This is a genomic window from Mucilaginibacter aquatilis, from assembly GCF_009755275.1.
Classification (GTDB): Bacteria; Bacteroidota; Bacteroidia; order Sphingobacteriales; family Sphingobacteriaceae; genus Mucilaginibacter; species Mucilaginibacter aquatilis.
On record NZ_WQLA01000005.1, the window covers coordinates 282,357 to 300,594 of the forward strand.

Genomic DNA, 18,238 nt, shown 5'->3' on the forward strand with positions numbered 1-18,238 from the left:
GGGAATATTGGGTATGCACAACATTTATCAGAATAACAGATAAACTACTTTTACTACATGGGGAAATTATTACTTGTTTTATCACTTATTTTACCCATTTGGGCAATCGCTCAAACTGCCGACACTTACATTCAGGCAGGTAATTCAAAAGATAAAATAAAAAATTATAACGGCGCCATTCAGGATTATACCAGAGCCATCCGTATTGATAGCACTAATGCTAATGCCTATTACTTTAGGGCAAACGCACGCTCAAACGTGCAGGATTTTAGTGGCGCCGTAAGCGATTTTACCCAAACTATAAGGCTTAAAGCCGATTACCCCGACGCTTATTACTACAGAGCCAATGCTTACAGCAATTTAAAGCAGTATGAAAGCGCCGTGCAAGACTATACCACCGCACTGCGTTACAAGCCCAACAATGCCGATATTTATCATTACCGGGCTAACGCGAAAGCCAACTTAAAAGATAATGTTGGTGCCGTTGCTGATTTTACCAAAGCTATTGAGCTTACCCCAAACAATCCCGACTTATTTATATATCGCGGTGTTGCCAAAAGCAATATGGGCGATAACGCTGCCGCCATTATTGATTATGACAAGGCTATTAAATGGCGTCCCAACAGCTCAGAACTGTATTATTATCGAGCCAACGCCAAAGCGGCTTTAAAAAACTACAACGGCGCAATACTTGATTTTGATAAGGCTATTACTCTTGATCCTAATAACGCTGAGGCTTTCTACTACCGCGGAAATGCCAAAAGCAATATGGGTAATAACCAGGGAGCTATTATTGATTACAAAAATGCAATAAGGTTAAACCCAAAGCTATCCGAACTTTACCAGTATCTGGCAAACGCCAAAACAAACGCAGCTGATAATAAAGGAGCCATTGTTGATTACACCAAAGCTATTTCACAAAACCCTAAAAACGGCGAGCTTTATCTGCGTCGTGGCGTAGCGTATTACAACACAGGCGATAAGGTTAAAGCCCTGACAGACTTGAATAAGGCTATTGAGCTTAAACCCGAAGCATACCCTGAGGCTTATCGCACTCGTGCAGGCATCCGTTATGACAATAAAGACTATGGCGGTGCAATTGATGATGCTGACTTTGCCATTAAAAGTAATGACAGTGACGAAAGCGCTTACGCAACCCGCGGCGCTTCAAAAGCTGCAATGAAAGATACTGCCGGCGCCCTAGCAGACTTCAATACCTCAATACAACTTAACCCGCGTAATAGTTATAGTCATTACATGCGTGGTAATATTAAACGCGATACGCGCGATTTTCATGGTGCTATTGAAGATTATACGCAAGCCGTAACCATAAGGCCCGATTACATGGATGCTTACCTGGAGCGTGGTAACATGTATGCCCGCACACGTAACTTCTCAGCAGCAGCGCAGGATTACCAACGCGTTTTAAATAACTCGCCGCGTAGCGAAGAAGCCTATTTAAAACTTGGCGATGCGAGGGCACTCTTTCGCGATTACCAGGGCGCCATTGATACTTATAACTTAGGCTTTAAAATCAATCCTAAAAACACCGCCTTCCTCATCCGTCGCGGGGTATCAAAAAGCAAACTTGGTGATACTCAAGGTGCCGCCCGTGATTTTAACCAGGTTTTGCGTATAGATACAGGTTCGGCCGAAGCCTATCAAAACCGTGGCAACCTTAAAGCAGGCTACGGCGACTATGAAGGTGCGCTTGCTGATATTAACAAAGCCCTGTCGCAAAAGCCTAATGAAGAAGGGTATTTGTTTTTAGGTAATGCAAAAGCAGGTTTAAACGATTATTTGGGCGCAATTGACAGCTATAACAAAGCACTTGACATTAATACCAATAGCGCCAAAGCATATTATTTACGCGGTCTTTCGAAGGCTAACCTTCCTGACTCATTAGGTGCCATGGATGATTTTAAAAAGGCTTATGAGAATGACCCGCAGGATGAAGATGTTTTTGTATACCGTGGTTTAGCCAAATTTGCATTGCAGGATTCCATTAACGCCATACAAGAATACAACACGGCAATTGATATGAATCCTAATAATTCAGATGCTTACTTATACCGGGGTTTGGCCAAGTATAAGTTGCAGGATTACCGTGGCGCAATGATGGATTACAACAACGCCATTCAAATGAATGCTGCCAATAAAATGGCTTTTTTACGCAGAGGCGAACTTAAGGAATTCCAAAAAGATAACCGTGGCGCTATAGATGATTACACCTCGGCCATAGCTTTAGATACCCGCCTGCGCATGGCTTACTTCCGTAGGGGTATGGTGCGGGTTCAGGTTTCTGCAGAGAAGAATAATGGCTGTTTAGACTTTAGTAAAGCCGGTGAACTAGGCCTACGCGAGGCATATGACGCTATTAAAAAGTATTGTAATTAACACTTCTAAACTCAACAAAACGGCCGCCTTAATATTAAGGCGGCCGTATTTATTTAACCTAGAATTTCATTGAATTAAAACCGCTATCAAGCCTCAGCATTGTAACATCTACATTAAATCAGCATCTGATAAACGGGAGTAAATATTTAAGCACTGTTAATATTCTATTGAATTTTATTATGGCTTTGCCTTCAATTAAACAGGTAACTAAGATTACCGCCTTAATTACATTTTTAGGAGGAACGCTGTTTTTGCTTGCTTTCTACCTTACAATGAGTTTAAGTGCAGCAATACTAGGCATAGTATATGGGGAGCTTATTATGCTCATAAACCTTGCTGTATTAACAGCAATTATAGTGCGCGCCCACTACCACGCCATACCATTACCAACTGCATTAAAAGCCATCGAAATTTTATTAATAAACGTTCCGGTTTCTATATTATACCTCTGGATTGGTATCACACTATCAAATTATGTGAGGATAACTTTTGTTAATCCCAACAAAGCAATAGTAGAAAACTTAAGAGTAAGCGGCTGCGACGATAAGTTAATTCAACAGTTAAATACCGGGCAAAGTAAAACCGTTTGGATAAAAATTCCGAACGACTGCAGTATTACTATAAATTACACCATTGGCCAACAAACCAAGCAAGAGGATGTGACCAGCTATGTAACTAACGGTGGAGGTTATATAACTACCTTTAATATCAATACTAAGCAAAAGCCCTGCAAATCGGATTTATAGTCTGCTACATATAACCATAGACCTCATGTTTCAAGTACAAAAAAGGGACAGAATCTCCGCCCCTTTTATAGTTAAACATGCTCTGTTATTTTAAGCTATACTTTTCGCTGTAACGTTTGTAAAGCTGCTTGTGCAGGTTATCAAGGCTTATGCTTTTGCCTTGTATGTATGCATTTTCCACGTCAAGGGTAACCATGTCAAGTGCATCTCCTGCCGAAATAAAGAGGTTGGCATCTTTACCGGTTTCCAGGGTACCGGTTGTTTTGTCGATACCTAAAATTTTGGCATTGTTAAGAGTAATCATTGATAAAGCCTGCTCTTTGCTTAAGCCGTAACCAACTGCCTGACCAGCCTCAAAAGGCAAATTGCGCTGACGCCAAAAACCGGTGCCGGTTAGGCCGTATAACACGCCTGCTTGCTGCAGCAGGTGAGGCAACTTGTATGGCAGGTAAACATCATCTTCGTCCTTATCTGGCAAAGCTTGGGTTTCTCTTATAACTACCGGCACGTTATTGTCTTTTAAAACGTCGGTAACCAGGTAGGAATCTTTACCACCTACAATTACTACCTGCACTCCCATTTGCTTGCCAAAGTTTACCGCTTGGATAATTTCTTTGGCCCCGTCGGCAGTTATAAAAAGCTTTTTGCTGCCATTGAATAACCCGGCCATTGAACCTAAACGTGCATTGGTTATAGCTGGCTTTGCTTGTGCGTAGGCCTTAGCTTCTGCAAATAAACTTACAATAGCATCAATGGCTTTTTGAGCACGCTCCGCAGGTGATTCTTGCCCGGCAGCGCCTGTGCCAAAACCACCTCTGCGGCCACGACCGTTACGAACAACAGGCCATGTCAGGTGTACGGCAATGTCCTTTTTATAGGCTGCATCTTCCCAGTTCCAGCCATCAAGCATCATCACTGATGACTGACCTGAAATGGTACCACCCTGCGGTGTTGGCTGAGCCAGTAAAACGCCGTTTGAACGTACGGTTGGAATAACCTTCGAATCGGTATTGAATGCAATAAGCGAACGCACATGCGGGTTCATTTCACCTGTTTCAGTCTCATCATCGGTAGCGCGGATAGATTCGAACTCCACCAAACCTAATGAAGTTACGGGGCAAATAAAGCCAGGATATACTTGTTTGCCGCTGGCGTTTACTATGGTAGCGCCGGTGGTGTTAGGAGCCGAACCTTCGCCTACGGCTGTAATTTTCCCTTTATCAAAAGCGATGTAGCCGTTGTTAATTACCTTGCCGTTGCCCACATGTATGGTAGCACCGGTAATTACAACAGGGCCAGCTTGCGGTTTAGCCGGCATGATGGTGGCCTGACCAAACGCGAGGACTGTAGTTAACATCAATCCTCCAAAACCTAATATAAATTTCTTTTTCATGTTGATTTCTTTGAATGGATTGGATTATTGATGATTTTTAGCTGAAACCTGTTTGTTCATACCGTTATAGTCATCGGCAATAACGTAGGCGGCATCTTCAACACTTTCACACTCGTATAAACGCGGGCGTTGGAATGCCGGACGCTGGGTAGCAGCACCACGACCTTTAGACTCGATCATTTTTTGAACAATACGGCCTGCATCGGCTTTCATGGCTTTTTGCTTTTCGGCATCTTTTGCATAATCCCAGTAGGGTACGCCATCAACATATGTTTTTTCAACTACGGCGTAAATAGAAAGCGGGTTGGCCGACCATACAACCACATCAGCATCTTTACCTGGTTTTAGGCTACCTACTTTACTGTCAATATGCAGCATTTTAGCCGGGTTAAGGGTAACCAATTTCAGGGCGTCCTCTTCGCTTAGTTTACCGTAAGTAATTGCTTTAGCAGCTTCCTGGTTTAAACGGCGCGCCATCTCGGCATCATCAGAGTTAAAGCCGGTTACAACGCCAACCTCATGCATTAGCTTGCCGTTGTACGGGATAGCTTCTGCCACCTCGTATTTGTAAGCCCACCAGTCGCTAAATGTTGACCCTGCAATTTTACGGGCCTTCATTTTATCGGCCACTTTATAACCTTCCAAAATGTGGGTAAAGGTGTTAATCTTGAAGCCCATTGAATCGGCTACGTGCATCAGCATGTTAATTTCTGATTGTACGTAAGAGTGACAGGTAATAAAACGTTTGGCGTCTAAAATTTCTACCAGTGCATCTAGCTCCAGGTCACGACGAGTGGTGCTGCCTTTAACGGCACGGACTGCTTTGTATTCTTTAGCGCGGGTAAATGCATCAACATAAACCTGCTCCACACCCATACGGCTCTGCGGGAAACGTACGTTAGCATCGCCAAATGATTGTGTACGATTTTTTTGCGTTACGTTTTCGCCCAGTGCAAATTTGATAAAGCCATCGCTTCCTGCAAATTTCATTTGCTCGGGCATTACACCCCAGCGCAGTTTAATTAACTGGGTTTGGCCACCAATAGCATTGGCCGAACCATGCAAAATGTGCGATGTAGTAACACCACCGGCTAACTGACGGTAAATGTTCACGTCTTCGGCATCAATTACATCGGCAATACGCACTTCTGATGTTACCGATTGTGTGCCCTCGTTAATACCGTTTGATGCGGCAATGTGCGAGTGCTCGTCAATAATACCTGCGGTGATGTGCTTGCCTGTGGCATCAACCACTTTGGCACCACCCGCTGCAAGGTTTTTACCTACGGCTTTAATTTTACCACCTTCTATTAACACGTCGGCGTTCTGGAGAATGCCTTCTTTTTCGTTGGTCCAAACGGTAGCGTTTTTAAATAAGGTAGTTTCGGTTTTAGGCACTTCGGTGTTACCGAATGCGCTGAAAGGATAAACCAATGGGCCAACAACAGGAGCTTTAGCAGTTTGATCTGCACCGGCTGCAGCACCCGGGCCGCGGCCTCCGCGACCGCCTGCCGGAGCAGCGCCGGTGTAAGTAGCCGTCCAGCTAACCGAACCACCATCAGGCAGTGTACCGGTACCACGCAGGGCCAGCGGTGCTGTTGAGGTAATGTAACCGTTTAAACGGATATTTCCTGAAGGCTTATTTTTTAAGTCGAAGTATAAGCTAACCAAATCGCCTGCGCGTACTATGGTGCCTTGCGTACGGGTGCTATCAGTACCGGTGCGGTTAATATTAGCAGTGTAAGCTCCCGGAGTACCGCCTATAATCAATGTAGTATTAGCCAAACCGCTTCCGCTCAGGGTGTAAGTACCGCGCAGGTCGCTTACGTCCATTTTACTTACTACAAATTTTTGGCCTTGTACCCAGTTTTCATAAATCACGTTATCGGCCTTAAATAAGGTACCTGAGGTGATAATGAAGTTAGCCAGTTTACCTTTAGTCAATGTGCCTACCTTATCGCTCACACCTAATATTTGCGCCGGTATTTCGGTTAACGACATAAGGGCCTGTTTTTCGCTCAAACCATTGGTGATGGCCGTGCGCAGGTTAGTCCAAAAATCGCGGGCATTGGTTAAACCGTTAGAGGTTAAGACAAAACGTATACCTGCTTTTTCTAAAGCGGCCGGGTTGGTTGGAGCCAGTTCCCAGTTTTTTAATTGTGCGTAGCCAACGTTGCGGGCATCAAGTGCATCCTCAACATCAAATGCAGCCGGGAAACTTAGCGGAATAATAAAACTTGCATTCAAAGCTTTAATGGCATCTATCCGTTGGTACTCCTGACCATCGGTTTTGTATATATATTGTTTGCCAAACTCCTTGGCAATTTTATCGGCACGGAGAATGCTTTGCACGTCACTCACCTCAAAAATTTGCGGAAGGGTTTGCGTACGGTTAAACTCGGATAAGGAGATGTTATATTCCTTTTTTTGAGTTTTGTACCAGGCGGCATCATAGTAAGTTTGACGCAGCAACGCAATGCTGCCCATTAAAGATGAAGGGTAGTTAGTTGCCGCTGTGCCTTTGCTGAATGAGTAATGCGCCGCAACTTCATCTTTAACCAAAACTTCGTTATCGCTTGCACTGGCCAGGGTTAATACTGCCGATGTACCACGGGCAATACCATCCTGAACTAAAGCTTGTACAGCGCCAAAACCGTTGCGCTTTAACTCTTCGGCACGGGTTGGGTTTACGTGAAACATTTTAACGGCCATAACATCGGGGCGAATGGCTTCGTTCCAACCATAAGGACCAGGTTTGGTTGATACCGGCACAGCGGCACGGCCAAAACCGCCAAAGCCACCTGCCTGGCGCGGAGCCTCGGGCATACCATAAGTAGTGTAGGCATCAATTAAGCCCGGGTAAATGTATTTACCTTTAAGATCTACAGTTACATAACCTTTAGGTACTGATGACCCTGAAGCTACAGACTCAATGTAACCATCTTTAATAATAAGCGTACCATTGTTAATGGTTTGGCCGGCACTAACCACAATGTTGGCATTGGTGAAAGCGTATTGCCCCGAACGAACGTCCCAAGAGCCGTTTACAGGATAAGTTTCCTGCGAAAAGCTTTGGCGTGCGAGTAAGAGGGCAAAACAAGCGAGTAAAATTTTCTTCATTTTGCAGTTATTAGTTTAATCGCTTAAATATATTTAAATAACCGTCCAAATTTTAGTTGCTTTACACAAAATAGCCGCATTGTTACAACTACAGTACATAGCAATTATGCAGTTAAGCGCTATGAGTTAAATAATATAGTTAGGATTAATAGTCGACTACCTAAATACGCAGCTTAAACCTAAGGAGGATGGATGACTTTAATTTCTTGTATATTTGAGCCAAACTTATAAACACATGTCTGCATACCAAATTATTAAATACCTGCACTCAGGTTTGCGTTTTGTTGTACTGATACTTATTGTATTAGCCATATTACAGGCTTTAGCCGGATGGCTGGGTAACAAAACCTATTCACAAGGCAACCGCAAGCTTAATATGTTTGCCATGATATCGGCACATACTCAATTTTTATTCGGGCTTATTTTATACTTCGTAAGTCCGTTTGTGCAGTTTGGCAGCAACACCATGAAAGAGGCAACCACACGCTATTGGACAGTTGAACACATTGCCATGATGCTGTTTGCCATTGTTTTGATTACTATTGGTCACAGTAAATCTAAAAAAGCTACTTTGCCGCAGCTTAAACACCGCGCCATTGCTATTTTTTACATACTGGCAGTTCTAATTATAATTGTTGCTATTGTGCAAAGCAAGCGTCCGTTTTTTTCTATAACAGGTTAAGAACAAAACAATAAAAAAGAAAAGCGCCGGTAATTAAATTACCGGCGCTTTTCTTTTTGCAATAAACTCTATAAACTATTGCACTATGATTTTACGGATACGGTTATTATTCGTGTCGCCTACGTAAATATTTTTATTAGCGTCAACTGCTATACCTGCGGGGCTCGAAAATAATGCGGTAGCCTTATTGCCATCAGCAAATCCTGCAGTAGCAGTTTTACCTGTAAGTGTATACAAAATTTTCGCTGCTGATACCTTAAGTATACGTCCGCTTTGATCTGTAACGTAAATGTTATTCTGATTATCAACAGCAATGCCTGACGGTGTGTTCAGCAAATTTTTTGTTGCCGAGTTGCCTACATACGTACTTACCACGCCTGCAAAAGTAATTTTGCGGATGTATGCGTTTGACTGATCAACAACAAACAGGTTTCCCTGCGCATCAAAAGCTACACCTGTAGGGCGATAAAATGCTGCTGCCGAAGTAGCATCTCCATTGGCCGAACCGGGCGTACTTGCGCTGCCTATACCAGCGTAGGTAGTAACTACACCGGCTGATGTAATTTTACGTATACGGTTGTTATCACGATCGGCAACATAAAGATTTCCTTGCGCATCGGCAGTGATGCCGTAGGGCACATTAAAGCGGGCAGCACTACCTGTTCCATTGCTTGCTCCGGCGGTACCATCTCCTGCCAAAATAGTTACCACACCAGCCTGGGTAATTTTGTAAACGGCATTATTACCAATATCTGTTACGTAAACATTTGAGCTTGCATCAACAGTAATTCCCTGCGGGCTATAAAATTGAGCCGTAGCTGCCGAACCACCTGCAAAGCCAAGACCACCGCTACCTGCAAAGGTAGTAGTAACGCCGGCAGGTGTAACTTTACGTACTAAGTGGTTAAATGAATCGGCAACGTAAACATTACCCTGTGCATCAACCGCTACCCCTTGCGGATTGCCAAAACTTGCGCTGGCTCCGGTACCGTTGCTGTTGCCAAGTGTGCTGCTGCCGGCCAGGGTACTTGTAGTTACTGTGGTATCGGCTCCGGCGGCACTGGTTTTAAATGTTACCACATCTCCATACCCAATACCTGCCTCAGTTTGTGTATAAGCCCTTAGGTAGTATGTAGTGTTTGGCGTTAAGCCGGTTATAATGCTTTTGAAATTCACAGCAGCACCGTCGCTGGTTTTAGCGTCGGCAATGGTAGGTGTTTGGTTGGTTGCGCTGTAACACACACCTGTACTGCTAATAATTAAATTTGAGCCGTAATTAGTTACATTACCACCGCTTTGCGCGCCTGTTGTAGTAACGTTGGCCAACACCGGCAACGACTCAACCGAAGGAGCTACAGGAGTAGTATCGCCGCCATCTTTATTACAGCTTGTGAAAATTGCCGCTGCTGCCAAACACACTGCTGCAAGGCCATTTCTTATTACCGAATTTTGTAGAAAAATCATAAAAGTTCAATCATTCAATTACTTACTAGTTACGCAGCAACACCAAACATTGCTACACTTAATGCTGCAACAAGCTGCTAAAATACCTATAATAAAATTACGGTGCTAATTACGCAACTGTTTACTGTTAAAACACATAAACTAATGTTAAATAATGTTAATGCAATAAACAAATACTTGCTGAAACCTTGAAACAGCAATGTTGTTGATAGCAATATGTTTACCAGCGTAATAAAAAGAACTTTAATTACTGTAAGCTTTAGCTGCCTGTTTACCCTTAATGTAAATGCTCAAAAAAAGACTGCCTTGCCACACGGTATGGTATTTGGAGCAAAACCCGGCAGTGTTGGCCTTATGCAGGCTTCAAAACTTGAAAGCTTTATGGGAAGGCGCACACGCACCAGCGCTGTAATTAACGGACGGGTTATAAAGGTTACCAAACCAAAAGGCGGTTGGTTTGAACTTGACGCCGATAGCGGACGGGTTATAAAAGCACACTTTAAAAACTACAACGTAACACTACCAACCGCACTTAAGGGCCGCGAAGTTATTATTGAAGGGGTGGCTGCCAAGCAATTTATAGCTGATGACCAGCAACACATGGCCGGCGACACCGTAAAAGGCAAAAAGCAGCATGAAACCAATACGGACCCCAAAAGGCGTATTGTGTTTGAAGTTACCGGCTTAATGGTTAACAAGTAATAATTCAGGCTGCAGATACGCTGTTGCCATTCCCCATAATCTGCAATAAGCTATCTATATACTCCCTGTTGTTGGCCAGGCGCGGCACTTTGTGTTGCCCGCCAAACTTGCCGCGTTGTTTCATCCAGGTTACGAAAGTACCCTGAGCGGCAACATGCACTTTAGGGCGATGCAGGGCCATATCCTTAAAACGTTTGGCATCATAATCAGAGTTTACCTTGCGCAAGGTCTCATCTAACAGGTCAACAAAACGTTCAAATTCGGCAGGCTTTCTTTCAAACTCAACAATCCATTCATGGCCGCCACTCTTACTATCGCTGAAATATATTGGCGCGGCGGTGTAATCGGCTATTATAGCATCTGTTTGACGGCATGCTTCTTCCAGTGCACGCTCGGCATTGTCAATAATTACCTCCTCGCCAAAAGCATTAATGTAGTGTTTGGTACGCCCGGTAATTTGTATGCGGTAAGGGTCTAAAGAGGTAAAGCGCACAGTGTCACCAATCATATAGCGCCACAAACCCGCGTTTGTACTTATAATAAGCGCATAGTTCTCGCCCGTTTGTACCTCATCAAGTGTTAATGTGCGCGGGTTCTCGTCGTGCAAATTTTCTAAAGGTAAAAACTCATAATAAATGCCGTAATCAAGCATCAGCAACATATCACCCGGCTCTTCCCTATCCTGTATTCCAAAGAAACCTTCACTTGCATTATAGGTTTCAAGGTAATACATGACATCGGTAGGAATAAGCTTTTTAAATTGTTCGCGGTATGGTGTAAAGCTTACCGCTCCATGAAAGTACAGCTCCAGGTTTGGCCACACTTCTAAAAGATTATTTTTACCTGTAATCTCCAGTATTCGCTTAAACAGTAACAAGTTCCAAGTAGGTACACCACTAATGGTTGTTACATTTACATTGATGGTGGCATGTGCCATCTTCTCAATTTTTTCCTCAAAATTTTCAAGCAATGCAATGGTAAGGTCGGGGGTACGGTAAAACTCGGCCCACATGGGCAGGTTCTTCATAATTACGGCCGATAAATCTCCAAAATAAGTATCGGCATTTAACTGACCAACCTGGTGGCTCCCGCCCAATGTTAAACCTTTACCGGTAAACAACATGGCATCGGGCCGGTTGTTACAGTAAATGGTAAGCATATCCTTACCACCCTTAAAGTGACATTCCTCTAACGACTCCTCACTTACCGGTATAAATTTACTCCTGTCGTTTGTGGTACCCGATGACTTTGCAAACCAACGAATTTCTGATGGCCACAATACATTTTGCTCACCTTTAAGCATGCGCTCAATGTATGGCTTCAGCGTATCGTAGTTTTGCAACGGTACACGTTCCTTAAAATCAGCAAGGTTTTTTATGCTTTTATAATGGTGCTGCTTACCCCATTCAGTATCCTGGGCATTATGAATAAGTTGATTAAACCATTCGGTTTGAACCTCGTTAGGATATTTCATAAAAAGCTCAATCTGATGAATGCGCTTTTTCATGAGCCAGGTAACAACGGAGTTTAAGATGGTCATAGCAGTATTGCGACAGCCAAATTAAGCAAAAGTTTTTCTTTTCAGCACAAAGTTGGCCCCAAGGTATACCTTGCGCACCATCTCATTAGCGGCAAGTATTTCGGGCACACCCGATTCAAGAATTTTACCTTCAAATAAAAGATAAGCCCTATCAGTTATAGAGAGTGTCTCCTGTACGTTGTGATCGGTAATCAGAATACCGATGTTACGGTGCTTTAGCTTGTAAACCATAGCCTGTATCTCTTCAACGGCAATAGGGTCAACACCGGCAAAAGGTTCATCAAGCAATATAAAATTGGGCTGAGCTGCAAGTGCACGGGCTATTTCGGTACGGCGGCGTTCTCCACCCGATAGCAGATCTCCACGGTTTTTGCGAACGCGGTGTAAACTGAATTCATCTATCAGTTCCTCCAGCTTATCTTTTTGTTCGGCCTTGGTCATGCCACCCATTTCAAGCACTGCTTTGATGTTGTCTTCAACCGTAAGCTTACGAAAAACCGATGCTTCCTGCGCCAGGTAACCAATACCTTTTTGCGCACGGCGGTACATGGCATCATTGGTTATTTCTTCATCGTCCAAATAAATGTGGCCTTCGTTAGGTTTTATCAAACCCACAATCATATAAAACGACGTGGTTTTTCCGGCACCGTTAGGCCCCAGTAATCCCACTATCTCGCCCTGCGATACGTTAAACGACACATCGTTTACTACGGTACGCTGTTTATATTTCTTTACCAGATTATCGGCGCGTAAATTCATTTTGATTGTATTGTGAGTGTGGCTAAGTGGTGAGTAGTTTTATTTATGGCTATAAACCATCAACAATAAACCAAACACTAACACCTTATTCCTTTAATATTTAATTGTATTGAACGCTTTTCGCGCCAAATGTTCTCTTCAATAGTATAACAAATATCAAACGGTTTGCCTTTGCGTATTTCCTCAATGCATTCACCCTGGTTAAAGGCAATACAGTCAAACAAAGGCGAGCCGCTTTGGTGTACACACATTTTAATATGGTTACTTCCAACCAAACTAACGTTGCCATACACCGAAACATTGCGCGAAATAAACACCGGGCACACATTTTCGGGCCCAAACGGACCAAACTGTGTCAAAACTCTAAAAAACTTGGATGTAATTTTCTCCAGCTTAAGCTCCGCATCTATCTGTATTTCCTGAATAAGCTGCTGCTCGGTTATGGTTGCAGCCACTACTTCTTCAAACCGTGCTGTAAAAGCTTCCACCTGCTCGGGCTTCATGGTTAAACCAGCTGCATACTTGTGTCCGCCAAATTGCAGCAGTAAATCACTGCAGCCGCATAAGGCTTCGTACAAATCAAAACCAACAACTGATCGGGCTGAGCCCGCTACATGCCCGTTAGAGTGGGTTAACACAATGGTTGGCCGGTAATATTTCTCAGTAAGGCGTGATGCCACAATACCAATAACCCCTTTGTGCCACCGCTCGTTGAACACCACCGTTGATTTACGCCCGGTCATTACCGCATCAGCCGCTATCATGCTCAGGGCCTCGTCGGTTATGGCAAGGTCATGGCCCTTGCGCTCCAGGTTTTTTTCGCTGATGAGCATTCCCTTTGCTTTGGCAGCTTCCATATCTTCTGAAAGCAGCAGCTCCACAGAGTGGCGCGCATTATCAATACGACCTGCAGCATTAATGCGCGGGCCAATCATAAAAACCACGTCAGATATGGAGTAATTACTGGTTTTTCCGGCTATATCCATCAGCACCTTTATGCCGGTACCCGGGTTACTGTTAATTTTTTGCAGACCGAAGCTGGCCAGTGTACGGTTTTCGCCGGTTACGTGCACAATATCACAGGCTATGCTGGTGGCTACCAGGTCAAGATAGTTGGCAACTTCATCAAAGCTGATATCGTTTTTTTGTGCGTAGGCCTGTATCAGTTTAAAGCCAATACCGCAACCCGAAAGCTCTTTGTACGGATAGTCACAATCATTACGCTTAGGGTCGAGCACGGCCACCGCTTCGGGCAGTTCATTGCCGGGAGTATGGTGATCACATATAATGAAGTCAACCCCTAACTCATTTGCGTAAGCTACTTTATCAACCGCTTTTATACCACAATCAAGCGCTATAATGAGCGTAAAATTGTTTTGAGCGGCATAATCAATACCTTGTGTTGATATACCGTAACCTTCCAGGTAACGATCGGGGATGTAATATTCTATTCTGCTGTACCGCTTTCTGAAAAAACTGTAAACAACGGTAACGGCTGTGGTACCGTCCACATCATAATCACCGTATATTAAAATATTTTCGCCGGTTTGTATGGCTTTTTCAATACGCTCAATTGCCTGTTCCATCCCTTGCATCAGGAAGGGATCATGCAGATGCCGCATATCAGGACGGAAGAAAAACCGGGCCTCCTCAAAAGTTTGAATACCTCTTTGCAACAACATGGCAGCCAAAACCTCATCAATACCTAACTCGGCCGAAATACGCTTTACCTCATTAATATCGGGATTTTGCTTAAGTGCCCACCGTTTTTGCATACTTTTGTAATACGAAACCTTTTATTGTTTTACAGGGTTTATAACCCACAAAGGTACATTTCTAAATATAACACGCTACAGTAACTATGGAAATTTTTGCATTAGGTGAAGGCTCTTACTCGGTTGATTCCTCAAAACAGTTTATACCATTTAACCCGGCTACTGATAATGCAAAAGACCGCCCCGGCTCACTGTTTATTCACGTAAACCCTTTTTTGGTAAAAACAGACCGCGACCTTATTATACTGGATAGCGGTTTGGGTTTGAAAGATAGCAGCGGCGAACTTATTATACATCAAAACATACGTAAAGCAGGTTTTGCCCCGGGCGAGGTTACGCTGGTGCTGCAATCACACCTTCATTATGATCATACCGGCGGTTTGGTAGTTGAGCGCAACGGCAAGCTTGAGCCAAGCTTTCCGCAGGCAACACATGTTATTAATAAGGGTGAATGGGAAGTGGCAATGTCGGGCAAGTCAAGCTCGTATCGAAAGCCAATATTTGAAGCCCTTGAGCGCGAAGCAAAAATTGAATTTGTTGAGGATAACGGAGAAGTAAGGCCAGGTATTCACTTTGAATTATCGGGCGGACATACCCAATATCACCAGGTATTTTTGATTGAAAACAACGGGCAAAAATGCTTTTTTGGCGGCGATGAACTGCCGGAACCTGAGCAGTTGCTCCGGAAGTTTGCTGCGAAGTATGATTATGACGGCAAAAGGGCTATGCACCTGCGCGAGGAATACGGAACGAAAGCATCTGCCGAAAACTGGGCCTGCTTATTCTATCACGCCAAGTCAACAGCTATCGGCTACGTATCACAACAAGACGATACGTTTAGCATAAAGCCTTATTAAATTGTATTTTCAACAGCAAACAGCTCTCTGATTTTCTCTACGTTTAACGGTTTCGATATAAAATCTTTAACCAAATCATATGATTTAGCTTTGTTAATATCATTGCTGAAAACAGATGAGGAGATAATGTATATTTTAGATTTCCCAAGAGGATCGAGCCCTAAACGCTTGTACTCATCCAAAAACTCCCATCCGTTCATTATGGGCATGTTAATGTCGAGCAAGATATAGTCAGGCAAATTTTCAGGGTTTTTTTCCTGAATTTCAAGCAATTGATTTATAGCATAACTCCCGTCCAAACAAGCGGTTATATCAGCATATACCAGTGCTTTTTTAATAAGCTTTATTGAAATAAAATTGTTGATCTCGTCGTCATCAACCAATAATATGCTAATAGGTTTGGAGTTGCTCATTGTCATAATTATTCCTTATACGGAAAGTACAACATAATTGTTTCATTCCCTTAAGTTTTAAAACAAAAAAAATCCTGATATGTTAACCAGGATTTTCTATATACGATTAGAAGTTTGAAATGTTAGCGGGTTGCTACTAAATTTATGTTTAATACAAACTCGTCATCAATGGCTTTATCACCTATGCTTGCGAAAAAGCTTTTTGAACCGTAACGGATATCGTGTTTAGTACGATCAACCTTAACGTCAGTTGCGTTTACGGTTAAAGTGTTACCAGCTACGCTGTAAGTAGCAGGAAATGTAATAACACTTGTTTTACCTTTAACCATTAAGTTACCTGTTACGTTAACTTTACCAGCACCTGCAGGAGCGATTTTGGTAGCAGTAAAATCAGCAGTTGGGTATTTTTCAACACCAAAGAAATCTTCTGATTTTAAGTGACCTAATAATTTGCCTTTTCCTTCGCCGCTTAAATCAGTACAGTCCATGCTGTTCATGTCAATAACAAATTTACCGCCGGTAGGAACTTTGCCGTTTGTAGCAACTTCACCTGAGGCAAGTTTGATGGTACCGCTGTGCTGGCCTGTAACTTTTTTACCTACCCATTCAATTTTACTTTTTTGAGTGTCAACTTTAAAAGTTACCGGTGCTACTGGTTTAAAAGCAACTAAAGCCACCGCTATAACTGCTGTAAATAAGGTTGTTAATTTTTTCATGTTTGTTTTAAAAGAATACAAATGTAACAGATTAAAATAAATGTTTAAACATCTAATATTTTATTTGCTTTTGTATGACAATTTATGGTTTGTATGGTTTAATACTTAATGACTAAAAAGAAATTTACACTGCTGAACCTTATATTTTGCTTGTTTTCAAGCTTAGCATTTGCACAGCATCAAACGCCTGCCCAACTTTACCCCCAGTTGTTTGATGCTGTACAAATGCAACAAGTTTATAGTGACGGTAAAACATTTGTTGACGCGCAGCCCACGCGCCCTGTAGTTGCCATTCTTAAAGACTACCGTCAGCAAAAAAATCAACCGGGATTTAATCTGAACGCTTTTGTTAAAGCAAACTTCAAAGCGCCAGTTGAAAGTGGCATACCATATAAGAGTAACGTAAGTGCAGGCATACGTAAACATATAGATACGCTGTGGAATGTATTACAACACGTTGCCGATACGGCTAAAGGCACCACGCTTATACCACTACCGCATGATTATATTGTACCGGGCGGCCGATTCAGAGAAATTTATTATTGGGATTCATACTTTACTATGCTTGGCCTTGAGGAGGCTAAACGCTTTAAACTGATAGAGAGCATGGTAGATAATTTTGCTTACCTGATTGATAAAAACGGGCATATACCTAACGGCAACCGCACCTATTACCTTACTCGTTCGCAGCCCCCATTTTTTTCTTTCATGGTGCAGTTGCTTGCCAGGCATAAAGGCAACAGCGTTTTAAAAAAATATTTACCGCAATTACTTAAAGAATATGCTTACTGGATGCAGGGCGCTGTAAACTTAAAAGCAGGCACGGCAGCAATGCACGTAGTAAGCATGCCCAACGGTAGCTTGCTTAACCGCTACTGGGATGCAAGTGCACAACCGCGTGAGGAATCATACCGCGAAGATGTTTTAACTGCACGCGAAACCAGCCAGCTTAAGGATGAGTTTTACAGGAATATAAGAGCAGCGGCCGAATCGGGCTGGGATTTCAGCAGCCGCTGGCTTGCTGACGGAAAATCACTTGCAACCATACAAACTACAAACTTTGCAGCGGTTGACTTAAACTGTCTGCTTTACAACCTTGAAAACGTGATAGCACAAGCTTACAAAATCAGCAATAAGCCTCAATTGGCAGCACAATTTAATACCAAGGCTGCTAAACGTAAAAAAGCCATTGATAAGTATTGCTGGGATGCTAAAGCAGGTTGTTATAAAGATTACAACTGGAAGCTTAAAAGCATTTCATCACAGGTTACTATTGCTACTGCATTTCCGCTGTTTACAGGTATTGCCAACAGTGCGCAGGCCAGTCAGGTTGCCGCACTCATTAAAAACAAGTTTATACAACCTGGCGGTATTGCTGCTACTTTAAAATCTACAGGCCAGCAATGGGACCAGCCAAACGGTTGGGCTCCTTTACAATATGTAACCATTATGGGACTACGTAACTACCAATACTACAATATTGCTAAAGGTGCTGCAGAGAAATGGATAACGCTGAACATTAACGTATTTAAACAAACAGGCAAGCTGCTTGAAAAATACGACATTCAGCACGCCGATGCAACTGCGGGCGGCGGCGAATATCCTTTACAAGATGGGTTTGGCTGGACAAACGGTGTGTTACTAAAGCTCATGAACTTATACCGGTACAAGTAG

The 18,238-nt window shown here is 43.0% G+C and carries 14 protein-coding genes; 6 read left to right on the top strand and 8 right to left on the bottom strand.

The annotated features are described in order from the left end of the window. Positions 1–57: 57 nt before the first annotated feature. Both GO816_RS13905 and GO816_RS13910 read left to right on the top strand, forming a co-directional pair. Positions 58–2,397, top strand: a complete 2,340-nt coding sequence (locus GO816_RS13905) for a tetratricopeptide repeat protein (protein ID WP_157542541.1) — start codon at positions 58–60, stop codon at positions 2,395–2,397. Positions 2,398–2,576: 179 nt separating this feature from the next. Continuing rightward, entirely contained in the window at positions 2,577–3,143 is a 567-nt protein-coding gene (locus GO816_RS13910) for a hypothetical protein (RefSeq protein WP_157542542.1), read from the top strand. 85 nt (positions 3,144–3,228) lie between these two features. Here the strand turns inward: GO816_RS13910 and GO816_RS13915 are convergent, their stop codons facing one another. Then, complete coding sequence (locus tag GO816_RS13915; RefSeq protein WP_232336575.1) at positions 3,229–4,536, bottom strand: amidohydrolase family protein; 1,308 nt, start codon at positions 4,534–4,536, stop codon at positions 3,229–3,231. A gap of 24 nt (positions 4,537–4,560) precedes the next feature. Further along, positions 4,561–7,656 carry an amidohydrolase family protein gene (locus GO816_RS13920; protein ID WP_157542543.1) on the bottom strand — a complete coding sequence of 1,032 codons (3,096 nt, stop codon included), beginning with the start codon at positions 7,654–7,656 and terminating at the stop codon, positions 4,561–4,563. Between the two features lie 235 nt (positions 7,657–7,891). Here GO816_RS13920 and GO816_RS13925 point away from each other — a divergent pair, with 235 nt between their 5' ends. Next, positions 7,892–8,338 carry a cytochrome B gene (locus tag GO816_RS13925; RefSeq protein ID WP_157542544.1) on the top strand — a complete coding sequence of 149 codons (447 nt, stop codon included), beginning with the start codon at positions 7,892–7,894 and terminating at the stop codon, positions 8,336–8,338. Between the two features lie 75 nt (positions 8,339–8,413). Here GO816_RS13925 and GO816_RS13930 read toward each other — a convergent pair whose 3' ends face one another. Further along, positions 8,414–9,802 carry an NHL repeat-containing protein gene (locus GO816_RS13930; RefSeq protein ID WP_157542545.1) on the bottom strand — a complete coding sequence of 463 codons (1,389 nt, stop codon included), beginning with the start codon at positions 9,800–9,802 and terminating at the stop codon, positions 8,414–8,416. A 216-nt stretch (positions 9,803–10,018) separates the two neighbouring features. Between GO816_RS13930 and GO816_RS13935 the strand changes: the two genes are divergently transcribed. After that, complete coding sequence (locus tag GO816_RS13935) at positions 10,019–10,504, top strand: DUF4920 domain-containing protein (protein ID WP_157542546.1); 486 nt, start codon at positions 10,019–10,021, stop codon at positions 10,502–10,504. Positions 10,505–10,508: 4 nt separating this feature from the next. On the opposite strand, the gene GO816_RS13940 is transcribed toward GO816_RS13935, so the two are convergent. From GO816_RS13940 to recJ, 3 genes are all read right to left on the bottom strand, one after another. Continuing rightward, positions 10,509–12,044 (bottom strand): GH3 auxin-responsive promoter family protein, encoded by a 1,536-nt coding sequence (locus GO816_RS13940; RefSeq protein ID WP_157542547.1) that lies wholly within the window; start codon positions 12,042–12,044, stop codon positions 10,509–10,511. 21 nt (positions 12,045–12,065) lie between these two features. Next, positions 12,066–12,803 carry an LPS export ABC transporter ATP-binding protein gene (lptB, locus tag GO816_RS13945; protein ID WP_157542548.1) on the bottom strand — a complete coding sequence of 246 codons (738 nt, stop codon included), beginning with the start codon at positions 12,801–12,803 and terminating at the stop codon, positions 12,066–12,068. 77 nt (positions 12,804–12,880) lie between these two features. Beyond that, positions 12,881–14,578 carry a single-stranded-DNA-specific exonuclease RecJ gene (recJ, locus tag GO816_RS13950; RefSeq protein WP_157542549.1) on the bottom strand — a complete coding sequence of 566 codons (1,698 nt, stop codon included), beginning with the start codon at positions 14,576–14,578 and terminating at the stop codon, positions 12,881–12,883. A gap of 86 nt (positions 14,579–14,664) precedes the next feature. Here recJ and GO816_RS13955 point away from each other — a divergent pair, with 86 nt between their 5' ends. After that, positions 14,665–15,435, top strand: coding sequence for an MBL fold metallo-hydrolase (locus GO816_RS13955; RefSeq protein WP_157542550.1), 771 nt, complete (start codon positions 14,665–14,667; stop codon positions 15,433–15,435). Here the strand turns inward: GO816_RS13955 and GO816_RS13960 are convergent. Continuing rightward, complete coding sequence (locus GO816_RS13960) at positions 15,432–15,848, bottom strand: response regulator (RefSeq protein WP_232336576.1); 417 nt, start codon at positions 15,846–15,848, stop codon at positions 15,432–15,434. The two genes, GO816_RS13955 and GO816_RS13960, sit on opposite strands and share 4 nt — an antisense overlap. Before the next feature lie 122 nt (positions 15,849–15,970). After that, a complete protein-coding gene (locus tag GO816_RS13965; protein WP_157542552.1) occupies positions 15,971–16,564 on the bottom strand; it encodes a YceI family protein in 594 nt (197 codons plus the stop codon). A 108-nt stretch (positions 16,565–16,672) separates the two neighbouring features. On the opposite strand from GO816_RS13965, the gene treA reads away from it, so the two are divergent. Then, positions 16,673–18,238, top strand: coding sequence for an alpha,alpha-trehalase TreA (gene treA, locus GO816_RS13970; protein ID WP_157542553.1), 1,566 nt, complete (start codon positions 16,673–16,675; stop codon positions 18,236–18,238).

What these genes read in the sequence shown, in the direction of transcription:
- GO816_RS13910 (WP_157542542.1), top strand. Translation starts at nt 2,577, where the DNA reads ATGGCTTTGCCTTCAATTAAACAGGTAACTAAGATTACCGCCTTAATT.
- GO816_RS13955 (WP_157542550.1), top strand. Translation starts at nt 14,665, where the DNA reads ATGGAAATTTTTGCATTAGGTGAAGGCTCTTACTCGGTTGATTCCTCA.
- GO816_RS13920 (WP_157542543.1), bottom strand. Translation starts at nt 7,656, where the DNA reads ATGAAGAAAATTTTACTCGCTTGTTTTGCCCTCTTACTCGCACGCCAA.
- recJ (WP_157542549.1), bottom strand. Translation starts at nt 14,578, where the DNA reads ATGCAAAAACGGTGGGCACTTAAGCAAAATCCCGATATTAATGAGGTA.
- GO816_RS13965 (WP_157542552.1), bottom strand. Translation starts at nt 16,564, where the DNA reads ATGAAAAAATTAACAACCTTATTTACAGCAGTTATAGCGGTGGCTTTA.
- GO816_RS13935 (WP_157542546.1), top strand. Translation starts at nt 10,019, where the DNA reads ATGTTTACCAGCGTAATAAAAAGAACTTTAATTACTGTAAGCTTTAGC.
- GO816_RS13940 (WP_157542547.1), bottom strand. Translation starts at nt 12,044, where the DNA reads ATGACCATCTTAAACTCCGTTGTTACCTGGCTCATGAAAAAGCGCATT.
- GO816_RS13925 (WP_157542544.1), top strand. Translation starts at nt 7,892, where the DNA reads ATGTCTGCATACCAAATTATTAAATACCTGCACTCAGGTTTGCGTTTT.
- treA (WP_157542553.1), top strand. Translation starts at nt 16,673, where the DNA reads ATGACTAAAAAGAAATTTACACTGCTGAACCTTATATTTTGCTTGTTT.
- GO816_RS13915 (WP_232336575.1), bottom strand. Translation starts at nt 4,536, where the DNA reads ATGAAAAAGAAATTTATATTAGGTTTTGGAGGATTGATGTTAACTACA.
- GO816_RS13960 (WP_232336576.1), bottom strand. Translation starts at nt 15,848, where the DNA reads ATGAGCAACTCCAAACCTATTAGCATATTATTGGTTGATGACGACGAG.
- GO816_RS13905 (WP_157542541.1), top strand. Translation starts at nt 58, where the DNA reads ATGGGGAAATTATTACTTGTTTTATCACTTATTTTACCCATTTGGGCA.
- lptB (WP_157542548.1), bottom strand. Translation starts at nt 12,803, where the DNA reads ATGAATTTACGCGCCGATAATCTGGTAAAGAAATATAAACAGCGTACC.
- GO816_RS13930 (WP_157542545.1), bottom strand. Translation starts at nt 9,802, where the DNA reads ATGATTTTTCTACAAAATTCGGTAATAAGAAATGGCCTTGCAGCAGTG.